Below are 18,004 nucleotides of genomic sequence, written 5' to 3' on the forward strand. Positions count from 1 at the left end.
GCCCGAAGCTTGGAGCTGACGAAGACTTACGGCATTTCGCAATATTTCGGATTTGTATTCAATTACTGTGTTTCTGCCGGGCCTGGCTTTCGAGCTTCCTGTCGTCGTCATGTATTTGAGGAAATTGGGGATATTGAATCCTGGACGGCTGCATGCGATGCGCCGTTACGCCGCCTATGCAGGGAGAAGGGGTGGATCGATGAATGAGAAAGACTGCATTATGCTGCAATATGTCGCCGAGGAGCAGAGCTTAACGAAGGCCGCCGAGCGGCTCTACATTACCCAGCCGGCCCTGACCTATCGCCTTCATCAGATGGAGAAGGAATTCGGGGTTCCGATTATCGTGAAAAACGCTAAAGGCACCAGGCTGACGCCGGAGGGCGAATATTTGGCGCAGTACTCGAAGAAAATGCTGGACGAACTCGGCAGAATGAAAGAATATATCGCCAATATGCGCAATGAAGTCAAAGGAAATCTGAGAATCGGCGTGGCCAGCTACTTCGGCTTGTATAAGCTTCCGCCGCTGCTGAAGCAGTTTCGCGACATGTACTCGGAGGTGCAGATGAACGTTACCTGCGGGCTGAGCACGGAGATAATCGAGCTGCTGATCCGCGAAGAAATTCAAGTCGGTGTGGTTCGCGGGGAGTATCCGTGGTTTGAAGGCAAGCATCTGCTGCACGATGAGCATATTTGCCTTGTCTCGCAAAAGGAACTGGCGATGGAGGAGCTGCCTTCTCTGCCGCAAATATGCTACAAACAGCCCCGGTTTTACGCGGGCAGCTACGCTCCGCTGCCGTTCGGCGAAACGGTGAGCGCCTGGTGGCATGAGCGATTCCATGAGCCGCCGCTGGTCACGATGCAGGTGGACAGCTACGAGACGTGCAAGGAAATGGTCAAGCACGGGCTCGGTTATACGATTATCCCCGGCATATTCGTATCGCCGGAGGATCGGCTGCATAAGGTGGAGCTGTTCCGTAAAAACGGCCAGCCGATGAAACGCCATACCTGGATGCTCTATAAGGAGCATTCGCTTCAATTGGCGACTGTGGACCGATTCGTCTCGTTTATGAAGGAACAGCATAGACAATAAGGCTGCGCAATGCTCTTCGGGAGTGTTGCGCTTTTTTTGCGTTACAGCGCGCGCTTATGGGAATGCTGCGGCCTAACGGTCGGATCATAGGCGATCCGCGTGGTGTGCTGTGCATAAATATTCCGTCCCGCTGTGTCTTTGTCGGCAGCGGAGACGGCGACGAGGGTCTCGGTCTCTACGATATGACGAACGCCGAGTGGCCTTGCATTTTACCGGTATATAATTGTAATATGCGGATTTGTAACGGTTTTTCCAATCGTTGGTCATAAAATAATTTTAAGTTCAGAGCAAAAAACTATTCATTTTACTTATCCCCGAGGGCGTCTTACAATAATGCAATAAAGATGCATAAATATTCGGTCGGCTCGCATTCGGTTCGGGATGATGTCCTGGCCGAAGCGTACTTTTTATGGACAGGTGGGGATTGTATTGCATAAGAACGACGGGAACGATCCAAAGCGGCGGCTTGAGCAAGCCGTCGACGCGCGCGACAAGCAGCTTCGCGACATCTCGATGCGCATTCACAGCCATCCGGAGCTGAGCTTCCATGAGCATCAAGCGCAGCAGTGGCTGACGGAACCGCTGGAAGAAGCGGGCTTTATTGTAGAAAAAGGGATCGCGGGGCTGGAGACTTCCTTCCGTGCGACATGGCAGGGGGCTCCCGGGGGCCCGAAGATCGCATTGCTGGCGGAATACGACGCGCTTCCGGCCATCGGCCATGCGTGCGGTCATAATTTGATCGGCACGGCCTCGGTTGGAGCGGCGCTGGCGCTCAAGGACGCGAATCCCGAGCTTCCGGGCACCGTCGTCGTGCTGGGCACGCCTGCGGAAGAAGAGGGCGGCGGCAAAATTATTATGTGCAACGAAGGTGTGTTCGATGACATCGATGCCGTCATGATGGTGCATCCTCAGAACAAGACGATGGTGCTGCGCGGCGCGCTCGCCTGTGTCGATGCGACCTTTACGTTTCACGGGAGACAGGCGCACGCTTCGTCGTCTCCGGAGAAGGGAATCAGCGCGCTGGATGCGATGATTAACGCCTTTGTGGCGATCAACTCGATTCGCCAGTTTGTCAAGGAGGATGTGCGCATCCACGGGATCATCACCAAAGGCGGGGACGCCCCCAATGTCGTCCCTGAGCTGTGCGAAGCGGTCTTTATTCTGCGCGCGGCCGATGTGAGCGAGCTGGAAACCGTGCGGGAGAAAGTATACCGCGCTGTCCGCCATGCGGCGGAAGGAGTGGGGGCGACCGTCGATATTGCCGAAGGGCTTATCTATGCGGAGCGAAACAACAATAAGGCGCTGGCCGCTTTATTCCGGAGCAATCTCGAACGGATGGGGATTGAAGTTGTCGAGCCTCCGGCCAAGGGCGGGATCGGCTCCTCCGATATCGGCAACGTCGGACAGGTTACGGCGACGATTCATCCGTATATCCGGATCGGCGACGCGACGACGCATACGCCGGAATTTTGCCGGCTCGCCGGGTCGGAGGAAGGGATGACTGAACTGAACCAGGCGGCCAAAGCGCTGGCGATGACGGTCTACGATCTGTGTGCGGACGCGGAAGCGCTAAAAGGCGTACGCAGCGAGTTTGAGCAGTGGAAACAACAGCGGAATGGAGGACAACATCATGGCTAATGGACAAGCTGCGCAGGCCGGACCGCGCAAATGGCTGAAGATGCCGCACACGTTCGTTATATTGGTTATTCTTATTTTTGTGGCGGCCGCGCTGACGTACGCGATTCCGGCGGGCAAGTTCGACCGGATTAAAGACCAAGCGACAGGCAAATCGCTGCTTGTCACTGGGTCTTACCATCATGTCGAAGCCAGCCCGATCGGGCTCACGGACATTCCGAAGTCGATCGTTCACGGCTTGATCGATTCGGCCGATGTCGTCTTCTTCATCTTCATTATCGGCGGCGCGTTCCAGATCATCTCCTCGACCGGAACGATCGAGGCCGTTACGGGCAGGGTAGCCAAAGCTTTTGCCAATAAGGGAATGTGGGTCATCCCGGTGTTCCTCACCTTATTCTCGGTCGGCGGCTTCACGATGGGGATGTCGACGGAGGTCATGGTCTTCGTGCCGATCGGCATAGCGATTGCCCGGGCGCTCGGCTACGACGCCTTGACGGGGACGGCGATGATCTCGCTCGGGGCGTCCTGCGGCTTCACCGCGGGTATCCTGAATCCGTTTAATGTCGGGCTGGCTCAAGCGATCGCTCAAGTTCCGATGTTTTCGGGCATGTGGCTGCGCATTATTTTGCTGATTTGTCTGATTGCGGTAACGAGCTTCTATATTATGCGCTATGCCGTCAAAGTCAAGAAGGACCCGTCTAAAGGGCTCGTGCAGGACCTGGAGGCGCAGGCCGACGGCGTCAAAGTCGACTTCTCGCAGCTGCCTTCGATGCAGTTGAAGCACTATTTGACCATCATCACTGTCGTATGCGGATTCGCTTTGCTCATTTGGGGCGTGTCCAAAAAAGGCTGGTGGATGGAGGAACTGGCCGCCTTGTTCCTGACGATGGGGGTCGTCTCCGGCTTCTGCTCGGGCTACGGCCCGAGCCGTGTCGCCAAGGAATTCGTGAAGGGTGCGAGCGCCATCACGTACGGCGCGTTCATTATCGGTATCGCCAGAGCGATTATGGTTGTGCTGGAGCACGGCAATATCATCGATTCGATCGTGTACAGTCTGTCCATTCTGGTGGGCGAGCTGCCGAGCTCAGTGCAGGTGCTCGGAATGTATCTTTTCCAAAATGTGATGAACGTCTTCATCACGTCCGGTACGGGCATGGCCGTTACGACGATGCCGATTATGGTGCCGCTGTCGGATTTGCTCGGCGTGACGAGACAAACCTCGGTGCTGGCGTTTCAGTTGGGCGACGGCTTCACCAATATGATTTTGCCGACGTCGTCGGCGCTTATGGGCAGTCTCGCGGTTTCCGGAATCGCTTATCAGAAGTGGGTCCGGTTCTTTTGGCCGCTGATGGCGACATGGATTGTGATCGGCGCAATTTTCATCGTCGTGGCCGATATTATCAAGTACAGTTGATTGCATGGTAAAAACAACAAAGGCATCCTCCGCGGTTTCCCCGGCGCAGGATGCCTTCTTGGCGTTGTTTCGCAACGCTTGCGTTGTGAATATAGAAAAGCTTATGCCACCTGAATTATTTAGCGAAAATATGATTGCCGATTTGGACTGTTTGCGGTCTCGACCAAATCCATTTGCTCGTAGCCGTCTTCGGATTGAAGTAGTAGAGCGCGTCGCCGGTCGGGTCCCAGCCGCGCACGGCGTCCTGAGCGGCCCAATAAGCGGTGCTGTCGGGCGTCAGGTTATATTGCCCGTCGGCTACCGCCGTAAAGGCTCCAGGCTGGAATACGATGTCCTCGATGGAGTCCCCGTACAGACCGGACTGCAGCCGATTCATCACGACGGCTCCTACGGCGACTTGACCTTCATAGGACTCGCCGCGGGCTTCGCTGTATATGACTTTGGCCAGAATGTCCAGCTCATGCTGGTTCAACGAATATTTTTTGAGCGCCGTCCATGTTTGGGCGCCGACTTTGCCGTCCGCGGTCAGACCGTAGTTAGCCTGAAACCGGCTGACCGCCGCTGTCGTGTTGGCGCCGTACAGGCCGTCGAGCGGCATTTGGTAAAAGCCCGCCAGCCTCAGACGAAACTGCAAATCCCATACGTCGCCGTTCGCGCTTCCTTGCTGAAGTGCCGGAGCCGCAGCGGCTTGTGCGGCAGGATGATTTCCATTTATAAGGATGAGACTGAATAGGATTAGGAAGGTGGCTGTTTTCCAAAATGCAGATTTCACAATGCATCTCCCCTTTCGGGTACTGATTATAGAGGGAGTACGAAACATGTGGCAACCAGTATATATTGGAATATATCAAAAAATCCTTACGCCGCGCCGCTTTATCCAAGCTTTTTGCTGGGGATGAGAAAACGGTCCGAAGCGGCTTTTTTTCCATCATTATGCAGCGTACGCGTCGCCGCCCGGCTGGTTCGTTTTTGCATAATGCAGGAATCATAGGAGAACGCTACAGAAAAGCGGATCGTTCCTATGATGTTGAAGGAGTTGATATTCCCATGGCCAAGATGATGGCATTCCTTAAGCCGTATAAGTGGTTCATCACCGGCGTATTGATTCTTATTTTCCTGCAATCGTTATCCGATTTGTATCTTCCGACGCTGATGGCGGACATCGTAAACAGGGGGATTGTCGAAGGCGATATTCCTTACATATTCCGGATCGGCGCTTTCATGCTGGTCGTCGCCGCGGCCGGCGCCGTCTGTTCCGTGGCGGCGAGCTACATGTCGTCCCGAATTGCCGCCGGTTTCGGCCGGGCGGTTCGCAGCCGGGTGTTCTCTCATGTGGAAAATTTCTCGCTGCAGGAATTCGACAAGATCGGCACGGCCTCGCTGATTACGAGAACGACCAACGACATTACCCAGGTGCAGCAAGTGCTTACGCTGATGCTGCGGCTGATGATCAGCGCCCCGATGATGTGCATCGGCGGCATTATTATGGCCGTGTCCAAGGATGCCCGGCTGTCGCTCGTGCTCGTCGTCGTCATCCCCGTCCTGGCGCTGGCCATATGGCTTATTGCGAGCAGAGGCATGCCGCTGTTCAAAGCGCTGCAGAAAAAGCTGGATCACTTGAATCTCGTGCTTCGGGAGGGGCTGACCGGCATTCGGGTCATTCGCTCGTTCAATCGCACGGAGCACGAGGGGCGCCGGTTTCAGGAGGCGAACCGCAGCTTGACCGACACGGCGACCAAGGTGAACCGGATTATGGCGGCGATGATGCCGGTCATGATGCTGGTGATGAACTTTTCGTCGATGGCGATCATTTGGTTCGGCAGCATCCGAATCAGCCGCGGCCATATGCAGGTCGGCGATCTGATGGCGTTTTTGCAATATGCGATGCAGATTATGTTCTCGCTAATTATGGTATCGATGATGTTCGTGATGATTCCGAGGGCTTCGGTATCGGCGGGGCGGATTAACGAGGTGCTGGATATGACGGCCGACATGAAGGACCCGGACCTGGAGCGGCCGACCGGCACGAGAAAAGGCTATATTGAATTCGACGACGTGTCGTTCAGTTATCCCGGAGCGGAGGAACCGGCCTTATCGGGCATTTCGTTCAGCGCCGCGCCGGGCGAAGTGACGGCGATTATCGGCGGCACCGGTTCGGGCAAGTCGACGCTGATCAGCCTGATCCCGCGGTTTTACGATGTCGAGGGCGGCAGCATTCGCATCGACGGAGTCGACGTGCGGGAGATGAAGCAGGAGACGCTGCGGGCCAAGATCGGGTATGTGCCGCAGAAGGCGGTGCTGTTCTCCGGCACGATCGCCGAGAACATCCGGTACGGCAAGGAGGACGCCACGGATGAAGAAATGCGGCATGCGGCGGCGATCGCGCAAGCCGACGGTTTCATTGCGGCGATGCCGAACGGATACGAATCGGTTATCGCCCAGGGCGGAACGAATGTGTCCGGAGGGCAGAAGCAGAGGCTGTCGATTGCCAGGGCGCTGGTGCGAAGACCGGAGATTTATGTGTTCGACGACAGCTTCTCGGCTCTCGATTTCAAGACCGACGCCAAGCTGAGAGCAGCCTTGCGAGGCGAGACCGCAGACGCTACCGTGATCATCGTAGCCCAGCGGGTCACCACGGTTATCGACGCGGACCGGATCATCGTATTGGATGAAGGCCGGATAGCCGGGATCGACAGCCATCGCGAGCTGATGGATTCCTGTGAAGTGTACCGTGAGATTGTCGCTTCGCAGCTTTCGGAGGATGAGATAGCATGAGCGAACAGCGTAAAGGAGCGCCGGGGCCTGGGGGCTTCGGCGGCGGCAGGCCGGGAGGTGGTCCTGGAGGAGGACCCGGAGGACCGCGGATGGGGATGCCCGTGCAGAAGGCCAAAGATTTCAAAGGAACGCTGAGGAGGCTTGCCGGTTTTTTGAAGCCGCATCGCTATGCGCTTTTGACCGTGCTGCTGGCTGCTGTGCTGAGCACCTTATTCGGCATCGTCAGCCCGAAGATTATGGGGAAGGCGACGACCAAAATTTTCGAAGGCGTGATGCAAAAAATAAAGGGAGTGCCGGGGGCTGAGGTTGACTTCGGCTATGTCGCGGACATCCTTCTCCTCTTGGCCGTGCTGTACGTGCTGAGCGCGGCGTTCAGCTATGTGCAGCAGTACGTGATGGCAGGGGTAGCCCAGAAGACGGTGTACGGCTTAAGGCAGCGGGTGAACGAGAAGCTGGCGCGCCTGCCGCTGTCGTTTTTCGACTCGCGCACGCACGGCGAAATATTAAGCCGGGCCGTCAACGACGTCGACAACATCAGCAGCACGCTGCAGCAGAGCTTGACGCAGCTGATTACGTCGGTCGTGACGCTGGTCGGCGTCATCGTCATGATGCTCACGATCAGCGGCTGGATGACGCTCATCGTATTTCTGACGCTGCCGCTCAGCTTTCTGGTGACGAAGGCGGTCGCTTCGCGGTCGCAGGCTTTTTTTGCCGGTCAACAAAAAGCGCTTGGCGAACTGAACGGGCATGTCGAGGAAATGTATACCGGGCACCGCATAGTCAAGGCGTTCGGGCATGAAGCCAAATCGGTCGCCGCGTTCGACGACATTAACGAGAGGCTGTATCGATCGGGCTGGAAGGCGCAGTTTATCTCGGGCATTATTATGCCGCTGATGAGCTTCGTCAGCAATATCGGTTATGTGCTGGTCAGCGTCGTCGGCGGTATTCTCGTAACGCGCCGGGCCATCGAAATCGGCGATATTCAGGCATTTATCCAATATACGCGGCAGTTCTCCCAACCGATTACCCAGCTGGCGAATATCGCCAACATTATTCAATCGACGATCGCCTCGGCGGAGCGGGTGTTCGAGCTGCTGGACGAGCCGGAGGAGGTGCCGGAGACGGCGCAGCCCGTCATGCCGGAGCGGGTCAACGGCGAGGTGCACTTCCGCGACGTGACGTTCGGTTACGGAGAGGGGGCCGTTCTGATCCGGAATATGAACATCGACGTGAAGGCGGGGCAGATGATAGCCATCGTCGGACCGACCGGTGCGGGCAAGACGACGCTGATCAATCTGCTGATGCGGTTCTATGAGCTTAAGGGAGGCCGAATTACGATTGACGGCACAGATATTACCGAGATGAAGCGGGGGCATCTGCGCAGCCTGTTCGGTATGGTGCTGCAGGACACGTGGCTGTTCAATGGAACGATCCGCGACAATATCGGTTACGGGCGCGAGGGGGCGACCGAGGAGGAGATTGTGCAGGCGGCCAGGGCGGCCCATGCCGATCATTTCATCCGCACGCTGCCGGAAGGCTACGATACCGTGCTCAATGAAGAAGCCTCGAATATTTCACAAGGGCAAAAACAGCTGCTCACCATCGCCCGCGCTATATTGGCCGATCCGGCGATCCTTATTCTCGACGAGGCGACCAGCAGCGTCGACACGCGTACGGAAATATTCATTCAGCGGGCGATGAACGAGCTGATGAAAGGCCGCACCAGCTTCGTTATCGCGCACAGGCTGTCCACGATCCGCGATGCCGACTTGATTCTCGTTATGGATAAAGGCGCGGTGATCGAACAGGGGAATCATGAAGAGCTGCTCGCCAAAGGCGGGTTTTATGCCGATCTGTATAACAGCCAGTTTACCGGCAGAAGCGCGCGGACGGATATGGGTTGAAGCTTGGGTGGGGCGAAAGGGAGTCTTCCTTGAAAGTCGACATTCGCAAGGCGCAAATTGCAGCATAAAGATAAAGCACAGCCCCGCCGTCATGCGAAAACGGCGGGGCTGTGCTGGCTGCGGCCGCGGAGGAGACGATGCTGCTTTAAGGCCTCTCCAGAGCGAATGTTTCGCCGAGGATCGTGGAGAATTGGCCTGCGAGCCGGTCGACGCAGCCGATCGGCTGCAGTATAATGCTGCCGATGAGCAGCTTGTAGTTTATTCCGTTCCGATTGGTGGCTGGCAGGATCGATCATATCATCACGGCTGCGCTGCTCCTTCCTTAACGACGGTCCGCGAAGGCTTCGCGGTACCATTCCTCGGCGGCTTCCGCTTCGGAAGCGGTGAGCTGATGGCCGAACCGTTCCCAATGAACGGTAACTTCGGCTCCTGCGCCCTTGAGCAGGGCGCTCAGCTCTTCGGTCTCCTCGGGCGAGCAGATCGGGTCGTTCATCCCGGCGCCGATGAAGCAGCGGACGCCGCTCAAATCCGGCAGCCCGATCCCGCGGCGCGGCACCATCGGATGGTGCAGGATGGCCCCCTTGAATACGCCGGGGCAGTGAAACAAGAGGCTGCCGGCGATATTCGCGCCGTTGGAATAGCCTACGGCGACCAAGTTATCGCGGTCGAATCCGTGGCTTACCGCCGCCTGATCGAGGAAATCCGCCGCTTCCTTCGTGCGGAAGACGAGGTCCTCCTCGTCGAATACGCCTTCGGCCAGCCGCCGGAAGAAACGGGGCATCCCGTTCTCCAGCACATTGCCCCTTAAGCTGAGCACGGACGAAGAGGGCGATACGACTTTGGCGAGCGGCAGCAGATCGCGCTCCGTGCCGCCTGTGCCGTGGAATAGGACGAGGACCGGGGCTGCCGGGTCCGTGCCTTGCTGATAAATATATTTCATCGCTGATCTTCCTCCAATACTCGGACCTCGATCGGGTCCAAATGCTGTTCGATTAACGTGCGCTGTTCTTCGTACCATGCCGGCAGCATGAGCTGTTCGCCAAGATGCTCAGGCGCTTCGTCCCGTGCAAAGCCCGGAGGATCTGTAGCGATTTCGAACAGGATGCCGCCTTCTTCCCGGAAGTAGATCGCATTGAAATACTGCCGGTCTACGATCGGAGTAGGCTGAAAGCCGCTGCTCTCGACGAGCTGTCTCCACTGCGCATGCTCGGCGTCGTCCTGAGCCCGCCAGGCGATATGATGCACGGTGCCGGCCCCGACCGCGCCGTAAGGCATTGGAGTGACGTTCACATCGATAATGTTGCCGATCGGTCCTCTGGCCCGGAAGCGGGCGTAGGAACCTTCCTGGCCGACTTTTTGCAAGCCCATCACTTTCTCCAGCGTTTGGGCGGTCCTCTCCGGGGCCGTACTGTAGAGCACCGCGCCGCCGAAGCCTTTGATCGCTTTGTCTGCCGGGATGCCGCCGAACGACCACTCGCTGTGCGTGCCTTCCTCGCGCTCTACGATCTCCAGGCGCAATCCGTCCTTATCCGCGAATTGCAAATACGATTCCGAGAAGCGCTCTGCCTTCATCACGGATATGCCGAACTTGCGAAGCCGCTCCTCCCAGAAGCCGAGCGAGCCTACCGGTACGACATAGGTCGTGATGCCGACCTGGCCGCCGCCGATCCGGCCTTTGCGGGAACCGGCCCAAGGGAAGAAGGTGATAATCGTACCGGGGCTGCCGATTTGGTCGCCGAAGTACAGATGATACACTTCCGGCGCGTCGAAGTTGATCGTCTTCTTCACCAAGCGAAGGCCGAGCACTCCCGAATAAAAATCGACGGTCTCCTGAGCATTGCGGACAAAATCGGTAATATGATGAATTCCTGCTGTCGGTTGCGGCATAAATACCATCTCCTCGTATGAGTTATCGGATACAAGTTCCGTTGTTATTGAAATCGGTTATAGGTGACGAATTCTCCGACCGGCTTGCGGTAGCCGCGCGGTCTTTGGCGCGACGTATCCTCTCTGCCTATGGCGATCAGCAGCGCGGGAACGTAGCGGTCGGGAACGGAGAGCGCCTTGCGCAGCGCCTCCGCATCGAAGCCGATCATCGGGCAAGTATCCCAGCCGGCGTCCTTGGCCGCCAGCATGAAGAGCATGGACGAGAGGCTGGCGTTGCGGACCGCTTCCTCGTGCATAAACGCCGCGCCGCGATTTTCGTAGAAGCTGACGACCGATTCGACTTCCTGATCGAATTCCTGCTTGCTGTAGACTCCCAGATTCAGCAGCCCTTCGTTGATTTTAGCGGCTTCTTGATATGCGCGAAGGTCGCCGAGGACGACGATGACAGCCGAGGCGCTCTGTACCTTATATTGCTTGTAGGCGGCTTCGTAGACGCCGTGCTTCAGGGACGGGTCTTTCACGACGACATAATGCGTATGCTGCAAATTAAAGGCGGACGGAGCGAATTTGACCAGATTGAATATTTCGTCGAGTTCTTTATCCAGTATCTCCACACCGGGAATAAACTTATTAGCCGATCTGCGGGCTTTCAATAAGGCTGTAAAATCGCTCATAACTGATTTCCTCCTTCAGGGAAATGAACCATTAACGGATTAGTGCGTCAAGCGAATACGCTCCGGCGCCGGTTAAGGCAACGCCAACGGCGATAGCGATAAGAATGACGTTATATTCAATACCGCCCGATGTTACCCAAAAACCGTTTTTGCCGTGCACCGTCGCAATGGCGCCGATCATTGTCAGCACAATCAGCGCGGCGGCGACAGGCGTGAACAGCCCGGCGGCAAGCAGCAAGCCTCCGATCAGCTCCATCAATCCGGCGGCGACCGCCATAGGAACGCCGGGTTTAATGCCGATCGATTCCATCCAGCCTCCGGTTCCTTTGGGCCCGTGGCCTCCGAACCAGCCGAACAGCTTCTGGGAGCCGTGCCCCGCGAAAATCAAACCTACAACCAGCCGAACGATCAGTAATCCTAATGCAATAGACATTGTAAATCCCTCCGTTTAAGTTTGAGTTTTTAAAAATCTATAAATAAAGAATCTTAAATTTAAGATATATGGCGAAAAAGAGGCTATACGCGTTACACTTGAACTCCGTATAGCTATTTGAAATGCTCCTGGGCGAATTTGCCGAGTTTTTTGAGCAGCTGAGCCGCCGTCCGTTTCTCTTCGGGGGTCAGACCGCCAACTGCTTTATCGATAACCTCCGCATGGCGGGGGAATACGTCCTCGATAAACTGCCTGCCTTGCTCGGTAATGTCCGCGTAGATCAAGCGCCGGTCCTCGGTGGAGGCTCTGCGGCACACGAACTGCTTCTTCTCCAGCTTATCGACGACATAGGTGATGTTGCCGCTGCTCATAAGCACCTTTTCGCCAATCTGCTGAATCGGCTGAGCGCCTTTATGGTACAGCAGCTCCAGCACGCCGAACTCGGTTCGGTTCAGGCCGCTTTGGCGAATGTCGCGGTCGGCGTGGGCATTCACCCATTGACTGGCCCGCGATAGCGCGATATACAGATCGAGTGACTCTTCATAGGAGCGTTTCTCCGTCATCGCTTGCTCCTCCTTCCGCTGGTGAAATCTCAAAATCGAATATCTCAAATTAAAGATAATACAATTTAAGAAAAACGTCAACCCCTTCTATCGACTCTTCGGCCACTTTTTCACCGCGCTTTTAGAAGGGTGGTGAAAAAGTCCGCTGCGGCGTCCATTTGCTCCTCCAATCGCTGTTGAAAACGGATTCTTCGGATTGTTTTTTCGTTTTTCTGTGGAGAGAATCCGCTTTCAAAGGCGAACGCTTACGCTTTTCCAGATTCAAATGGCCCCTACGCTCGTTTTTCACCAGGCTTTTAGATGTCCGCATCGGGGTCTGCGATCGAACTGCGCCGTTCCCGGATGTCCTGCAGCGGCGGCCGGCCGTACATGCGGGCGTATTCCCGGCTGAACTGGGACGGGCTTTCGTAGCCGACGCGAAAGGCCGCATCGGAGACTTGCACGGACTCCGTCAGCATGAGGCGGCGGGCTTCCTGCAGACGCACCGTTTTCTGGTATTGCAGCGGGCTCATCGCCGTGACGCGCTTGAAATGCTTGTGAAACGCCGAAGCGCTCATATTCACGGACTTGGCAAGCTGGTCGACCGCAAGCGGGCGGTCGTATTGCCGGTTCATCAGCCGGAGCGCTTGCGCGATGCTGTGCGCATGACTGCCGATCATGGTGAACGAATGGAGGAGCGCGCCCTGCTCGCTTTGGAGCACGCGATACAAAATTTCGCGGATCACGAGCGGCGCGAGAGCAGGGATGTCCTCAGGCTCGTCCAGCAGCTGCAGGAGCCGCACGATCGCTTCGAGCAATGCGGGAGACGTCCGGTTTACGGTGATGCCCCGAAAGCTTTCGGCGGCAGCGGACCCGGGGCGGTTCGCTTCCTTCACGATGTCGAGGATGACGTCGGCGTCAAAGCTGAGCTTCAAGCTCAAATACGGGATTTCGGGCGAAGCTTCGACAATGCTGCCGACGATCGGCAGTTCAACGGAAGTGACCAGGTAAGTCGACGGATCGTACCGGTACGTTTCATTGGCCAGCGAGGCCGTCTTCGCCCCTTGGGCCACGACGCAAATCGACGGCTTGTATACGGATTCCATCGGATGCGAAGGCTGTACGGCATGCATCAGCGTCAACGAGGGTACGCTTGTCCGAAACGTGCCGTGCGACGGGGCGTGGCGGCGTATGAAGAGCGCCAGCTGCCGCAGAGCTTGCTCCATACGCGGCGAATCGTTCGTTATGCTCATCGCTGCGGGCTCCTTTCCGGGAGGATGTCAGTCCTTTTATTATATCGATTATATCGGGACCGAAGAGAATCAGGCAAGAATCAGCCAGGTATGGTCTAACGGCCCGGTACAAACATTACTATAATGAAATCATCGGGATAAAGCGCGGCGGCTGTAACGGCCGGCCGCAAATCCAAGGCGGAGGGAGAGCATGAATATGCGTTTAAGCGGAAAAGTTGCCATAATTACCGGGGCTTCCCGAGGGATCGGAAGGCAAGCGGCCATTCAATTGGCGCAAGCCGGAGCGAAGGTCGTCGTCAATTATTCCTCCAATTCGGCAAAAGCCGAGGAAGTCGTAAAGACGATTGAGCAAGCGGGCGGCGCAGCCGCGGCCATCCGCGCCGACGTCAGCAAGGTAAGCGAGGTCGAAGCGCTGTTCGCAGATACGCTTGAACGGTTCGGACGCGTAGATATTGTGGTCAATAATGCCGGTATTATGGAGTGCAAGGCGATTGAGGACGTGACGGAGGACCTATTCGACCGCCACTTCGCGATCAATGTGAAGGGAACTTATTTTGCCTGCCAGCAAGCGATGAAGCATATGGCACGCGGCGGCACGATCATCAACTTCTCGACGTCCGTGTCCGGCGCGATGCTTCCCGCGTACAGCGTCTATGCCGCAACGAAGGGAGCGGTGGAGCAACTGACCCGCCAACTGGCGAAGGAGTTCGGGCCCAAGGACATCGTCATCAACTGCATCGCCCCCGGCCAAGTGGCGACCGAATTGTTTCTGAACGGAAAGACGCCGGAGCTGGTCGATTCCTACCGCCGGATGAACGCGTTCGGAAGGCTCGGCGAACCGGAGGATATCGCCAACGCGATCGAATTGCTCGTCAGCGGCAAGGCGCGCTGGATAACGGGGCAGACGATTCGGGTCAACGGAGGGTTTAATTAACATCGCTCAGGGAACTTATTTGACTTAGAACACGGCGGCCAACATCCATGGAGCGACCAGCAGAGTAATGACGGCCGCAAGAATCATCGAGATGCTGGACACCGTGCCGGAGACGCTGCTGAACTCGAACGCCTTGGACGTGCCCGCGCCGTGAGAGCTCGTGCCAAGCAGGACACCTCTGGCGATATCGTTATGGATACGGCACATCCGGATCACGGTCGGCCCGATGATCGATCCGAAAATGCCCGTCATCATAACCGCCACGGCCGTGATCGTCGGTATGCCTCCGATCGTCTGCGAGACGCTCATCGCGATCGGCGTCGTAACCGAGTGGGGCAGCAGGCTGTAAATGAGCTGATCGTTCATATGCAGCGCCTCCGCCATCCATAGGGAGGAGGCGACCGCCACGGCTGATCCGGCCAAAACGCTGACCAAAATCTCGGCGGCATGTTTCTTGATCAGGTTGAAATGCTTCGACAGCGGGATCGCAAAGGCGATGGTCGCGGGCTGGAGCATATCCGACAACCAGTGGGCTCCGGAATTATAGGAATCGAACGTCGTGCCGGTAGAGACGAGAACGACGACCAGCACCGCGGGAGTAACGATCAGCGGAGACAGCAGCAGCACCGGTTTATACCGGTACAGCCGTTTGGACAGCATATATAGGAGTATCGTCCCGACGAGACTCAGTGCTGCGATCATCATGGACGGGCACGCTCCTTTCTCCTTGCGATCAGTTGGGCGACTAGGCCGCTGCAGACCATGACGACGACGGTGCCGAGTGCGACGACGAGCACGATCTGCAAACCGTCGTTCATAAGCAAGCTGCGATACGATATGATGCCGACGGCAGGGGAGATGAAAAACAGCAGCAGCTCGGCAATCAGCCAGCTGGACCCCGCCTCCAGCCATTCGCGGCGCAGCATCTTTGTCTGAAGCAGCAGGAACACGACGATCATGCCGAGAATGCTGCTAGGAATCGGCAGATGGAGCCATGCGACGAGTTGATTCATGATATAAGAAATGAAAATGAAGAATATAATCTGGGTCATAATTTTCCATGCGGATTTCATCGCTGCTAGCTCCTTTCAATTGAAAGTGTACAGCAGCTTCTTTCATAGGTAAAATACATATACAGAATGTTTTTCATTCCATTTGTCTATGAATGGCGCATGAGGGGGATCGCGGTATGGATATGCGGCATCTGCAATATTTTTTGGAGGTAGCCCGGTGGAAAAGCTTCACGAAGGCGGCGCAATCGCTGTATATTACTCAGCCTACGATCAGTAAAATGGTCAAAAATCTGGAGGAAGAGCTCGGGGTCGTCCTGTTTGACCGGATCGGCAAACGAATCGAGCTGACGGATGCGGGGACGGTGCTGCTGACGCAAGCGCAGCATATCGTGACCTCTTTCGAGGAGATGACCTCCCATTTGGACGAATTAATGAAGGTAAAGCGGGGACGCATCCGCATCGGCCTGCCGCCGATGGTCGGGGCGAGCTTCTTCCCCAAGGTGATCGGGGAGTTCAGAGAACAGTATCCGGAAATAACATTGCAGCTGTACGAGCACGGCTCGAAGAAGGTAGAGGCGGAAGTCGGCGCGGGCGAGCTGGATATCGGGGTGATTTTGCTGCCGACCGATGAGGAGGTGTTCGATTCGTTTTCCTTCGTCAAACAGCGTTTGATGCTTGTCGTGCATCCTTCCCACCGGCTGGCCGGCCATAAGGAAGCGGCGCTTATAGAGCTGAAGGATGAGCCGTTCCTGATGTTCCATGAGGATTTTGCTCTCCATGACCGGATTATCGCGGAGTGCGGGAGGCTGGGGTTCGAGCCGTTGATCGTCTACAAAAGCTCCCAGTGGGATTTCATCAGCGAGATGGCGGCGGCCAACCTGGGAATCGCCCTGCTGCCGGAGACGATCTGCCGCGAGCTGGACGAGGAGCGGCTGCGGATGATTCCGCTGACGAAGCCGACGATTCCTTGGCATTTGGCGATGATTTGGCGCAAGAACAGCTATTTGTCGTACGCCGCCAAAGAATGGATCGCATTTACCCAGCGAATGCTGCGGCAAGCTCCGCATTGGTATGCGGACAGCGATTAAGCGGCAGGAGAGGCCGAATCGGCCGTGCGCCCGGCTTGGCTTCGGCTGCGCTATTACTCTACCCAGAGCGCAGCCCAAACGAACAGGATAAAGAGCAGAGGAACCGTCAGGACGCCCAACGTCACGGAAATCCAAAATCCTTTTGTCCGCAAAAAGTTTTTAACGACTTCCAGCTTCGCTGCCGGCTCGCGCTCCAGCGACTTAAGACCGTCCTCCAGCATACGGACGGCCAACTCTTCGTCCTGCTCTTGCAGCTTGTCCCACAGCTCGGCGTGCAGAGCCTGAAGCTGATCTTTGCGCGGACTGTCCTTCAAAGGAATGATAGCCATCGGGAAATAACCGCCTTTCGGAAAAGATGGTGTCATTCCCTTTATTATAGCGTAACCACCCAAATATTGGAATGATGGGGCGGTGCTGTGCGAAAAAGCCCCTTCCTCGGTTGGCGAGGAAAAGGGCTGGTGTTCAAAGAAGCGCGGCGGCGGTCGTACCTGCGCAATGATCGGAACCAGAGGCGGCCCCTGCGGTGCTCGCGTTTTTAGGCCATGTGACGGTTGCCTTGAAGCAATCGCCGTCGATTTCGATCTGCAGCCGCCCTTCTTGCAGCTCGACGATGCTTCTGGCGATCGCCAGGCCGAGTCCCGAGCCTTCCGTATGCCGCGATGCGTCGCCTCGCTTAAATCGTTCAAACAGCTCCTCGACCTCAAAATCGATCTCGTAAGCAGAGATATTGTTGATCGTCAAAACGACATGGTTATCGTCTTCGGTCAGAGCAACATAGACACGTGAGCCGGGCAAGGAATATTTTAAAGCGTTGCTGAGCAAATTTTCGAGCACGCGCCACGTTTTTTTGCCGTCCAGCCGAGTACGGATATGCGGATGCGCAATGAGTACCCGAAAGGTCAGGGGAGCAGCTTCGATTTTATCGCTATACTCGGCTAATGCTTGACCGAGCAGAGCGGACACATTGACGTCCTCCAGCGTCAGCTCGACCGCGCCGCTGGCCATCTTGGAGGCCTCGAACAAGTCGTTGATCAGTACTTTCAACCGCTGCGACTTGCGGTCGAGAATGCCGTCCAGCTCGGGCATCATGATGTCCAGAATAATCAGGTGAATGTCCTCCCGGCCGATCAGCTCCAGCGCTTCCAGGCCGTTCCCCGCCTTGTATACGTTCATATGTTCATGCCGCAAATAGATTTCAATGGCATCCTGAATCTCCGCTTCGTCGTCCACTACCAGCACATTATAGGCTTGCATCGTTATCATCAGCTTCTCCACCTTGCTATGTATAAGTTGCCGGGCTGGCATCCGCGGCTGTATCTCTATAGTAAAGGGCAATTTTAACAAAAGCCCGGTAAAAAGTCT

General features: G+C 56.3%; 18 protein-coding genes. 7 read left to right on the forward strand and 11 right to left on the reverse strand.

From position 1 onward, the window contains the following. The first annotated feature begins 52 nt into the window (after window positions 1–52). The 3 genes from SK3146_RS19880 to SK3146_RS19890 all read left to right on the forward strand — a co-directional run bounded on the left by SK3146_RS19880 (window position 53) and on the right by SK3146_RS19890 (window position 4,139). Window positions 53–1,090, forward strand: a complete 1,038-nt coding sequence (locus tag SK3146_RS19880) for a LysR family transcriptional regulator (RefSeq protein ID WP_249860456.1) — start codon at window positions 53–55, stop codon at window positions 1,088–1,090. Between the two features lie 429 nt (window positions 1,091–1,519). Beyond that, entirely contained in the window at window positions 1,520–2,728 is a 1,209-nt protein-coding gene (locus SK3146_RS19885) for a M20 family metallopeptidase (RefSeq protein ID WP_249860457.1), read from the forward strand. After that, window positions 2,721–4,139, forward strand: coding sequence for a YfcC family protein (locus tag SK3146_RS19890; RefSeq protein WP_249860458.1), 1,419 nt, complete (start codon window positions 2,721–2,723; stop codon window positions 4,137–4,139). The genes SK3146_RS19885 and SK3146_RS19890 overlap by 8 nt, the downstream gene beginning before the upstream one ends. Before the next feature lie 115 nt (window positions 4,140–4,254). On the opposite strand, the gene SK3146_RS19895 is transcribed toward SK3146_RS19890, so the two are convergent. After that, entirely contained in the window at window positions 4,255–4,941 is a 687-nt protein-coding gene (locus tag SK3146_RS19895) for a cell wall hydrolase (RefSeq protein WP_375295446.1), read from the reverse strand. Window positions 4,942–5,186: 245 nt separating this feature from the next. Here SK3146_RS19895 and SK3146_RS19900 point away from each other — a divergent pair, with 245 nt between their 5' ends. Together SK3146_RS19900 and SK3146_RS19905 are read left to right on the forward strand one after the other, a co-directional pair. Continuing rightward, the gene (locus SK3146_RS19900) at window positions 5,187–6,914 is read left to right on the forward strand and encodes an ABC transporter ATP-binding protein (RefSeq protein WP_249860459.1); all 1,728 of its coding nucleotides are present in this window, start codon (window positions 5,187–5,189) and stop codon (window positions 6,912–6,914) included. Then, window positions 6,911–8,818, forward strand: coding sequence for an ABC transporter ATP-binding protein (locus SK3146_RS19905; protein WP_249860460.1), 1,908 nt, complete (start codon window positions 6,911–6,913; stop codon window positions 8,816–8,818). The genes SK3146_RS19900 and SK3146_RS19905 overlap by 4 nt, the downstream gene beginning before the upstream one ends. Window positions 8,819–9,140: 322 nt before the next feature. On the opposite strand, the gene SK3146_RS19910 is transcribed toward SK3146_RS19905, so the two are convergent. The 6 genes from SK3146_RS19910 to SK3146_RS19935 form a co-directional block, all read right to left on the reverse strand. Further along, a complete protein-coding gene (locus SK3146_RS19910) occupies window positions 9,141–9,758 on the reverse strand; it encodes an alpha/beta hydrolase (RefSeq protein ID WP_249860461.1) in 618 nt (205 codons plus the stop codon). Beyond that, window positions 9,755–10,705 (reverse strand): ring-cleaving dioxygenase, encoded by a 951-nt coding sequence (locus SK3146_RS19915; RefSeq protein ID WP_249860462.1) that lies wholly within the window; start codon window positions 10,703–10,705, stop codon window positions 9,755–9,757. The genes SK3146_RS19910 and SK3146_RS19915 overlap by 4 nt, the downstream gene beginning before the upstream one ends. Before the next feature lie 44 nt (window positions 10,706–10,749). Continuing rightward, window positions 10,750–11,379: a nitroreductase family protein gene (locus SK3146_RS19920; protein WP_249860463.1), complete on the reverse strand. Its 630-nt coding sequence runs from the start codon at window positions 11,377–11,379 to the stop codon at window positions 10,750–10,752. Window positions 11,380–11,410: 31 nt separating this feature from the next. Further along, complete coding sequence (locus SK3146_RS19925; protein WP_249860464.1) at window positions 11,411–11,812, reverse strand: DoxX family protein; 402 nt, start codon at window positions 11,810–11,812, stop codon at window positions 11,411–11,413. Between the two features lie 113 nt (window positions 11,813–11,925). Beyond that, window positions 11,926–12,375, reverse strand: a complete 450-nt coding sequence (locus SK3146_RS19930; protein ID WP_249860465.1) for a MarR family winged helix-turn-helix transcriptional regulator — start codon at window positions 12,373–12,375, stop codon at window positions 11,926–11,928. 296 nt (window positions 12,376–12,671) lie between these two features. Continuing rightward, the gene (locus SK3146_RS19935) at window positions 12,672–13,607 is read right to left on the reverse strand and encodes an AraC family transcriptional regulator (protein WP_249860466.1); all 936 of its coding nucleotides are present in this window, start codon (window positions 13,605–13,607) and stop codon (window positions 12,672–12,674) included. 196 nt (window positions 13,608–13,803) lie between these two features. On the opposite strand from SK3146_RS19935, the gene SK3146_RS19940 reads away from it, so the two are divergent. Further along, window positions 13,804–14,541, forward strand: a complete 738-nt coding sequence (locus tag SK3146_RS19940) for an SDR family oxidoreductase (RefSeq protein WP_249866373.1) — start codon at window positions 13,804–13,806, stop codon at window positions 14,539–14,541. Window positions 14,542–14,565: 24 nt separating this feature from the next. Here the strand turns inward: SK3146_RS19940 and SK3146_RS19945 are convergent, their stop codons facing one another. Together SK3146_RS19945 and SK3146_RS19950 are read right to left on the reverse strand one after the other, a co-directional pair. Beyond that, window positions 14,566–15,246: an LrgB family protein gene (locus tag SK3146_RS19945; RefSeq protein ID WP_249860467.1), complete on the reverse strand. Its 681-nt coding sequence runs from the start codon at window positions 15,244–15,246 to the stop codon at window positions 14,566–14,568. Continuing rightward, window positions 15,243–15,614 (reverse strand): CidA/LrgA family protein, encoded by a 372-nt coding sequence (locus SK3146_RS19950; RefSeq protein WP_249860468.1) that lies wholly within the window; start codon window positions 15,612–15,614, stop codon window positions 15,243–15,245. Before SK3146_RS19950 ends, SK3146_RS19945 begins: the two co-directional genes overlap by 4 nt. Window positions 15,615–15,730: 116 nt before the next feature. Between SK3146_RS19950 and cidR the strand changes: the two genes are divergently transcribed. Continuing rightward, entirely contained in the window at window positions 15,731–16,642 is a 912-nt protein-coding gene (gene cidR / locus SK3146_RS19955) for a cidABC operon transcriptional activator CidR (RefSeq protein ID WP_249860469.1), read from the forward strand. Between the two features lie 53 nt (window positions 16,643–16,695). Here the strand turns inward: cidR and SK3146_RS19960 are convergent, their stop codons facing one another. Next, window positions 16,696–16,971 carry a hypothetical protein gene (locus tag SK3146_RS19960; protein ID WP_249860470.1) on the reverse strand — a complete coding sequence of 92 codons (276 nt, stop codon included), beginning with the start codon at window positions 16,969–16,971 and terminating at the stop codon, window positions 16,696–16,698. A gap of 133 nt (window positions 16,972–17,104) precedes the next feature. Further along, window positions 17,105–17,905, reverse strand: a complete 801-nt coding sequence (locus SK3146_RS19965; RefSeq protein WP_434006804.1) for a hybrid sensor histidine kinase/response regulator — start codon at window positions 17,903–17,905, stop codon at window positions 17,105–17,107. Between the last annotated feature and the right edge of the window lie 99 nt (window positions 17,906–18,004).

Source organism: Paenibacillus konkukensis (genome assembly GCF_023523925.1).
In the GTDB taxonomy this organism is placed as follows: Bacteria; Bacillota; Bacilli; order Paenibacillales; family NBRC-103111; genus Paenibacillus_S; species Paenibacillus_S doosanensis.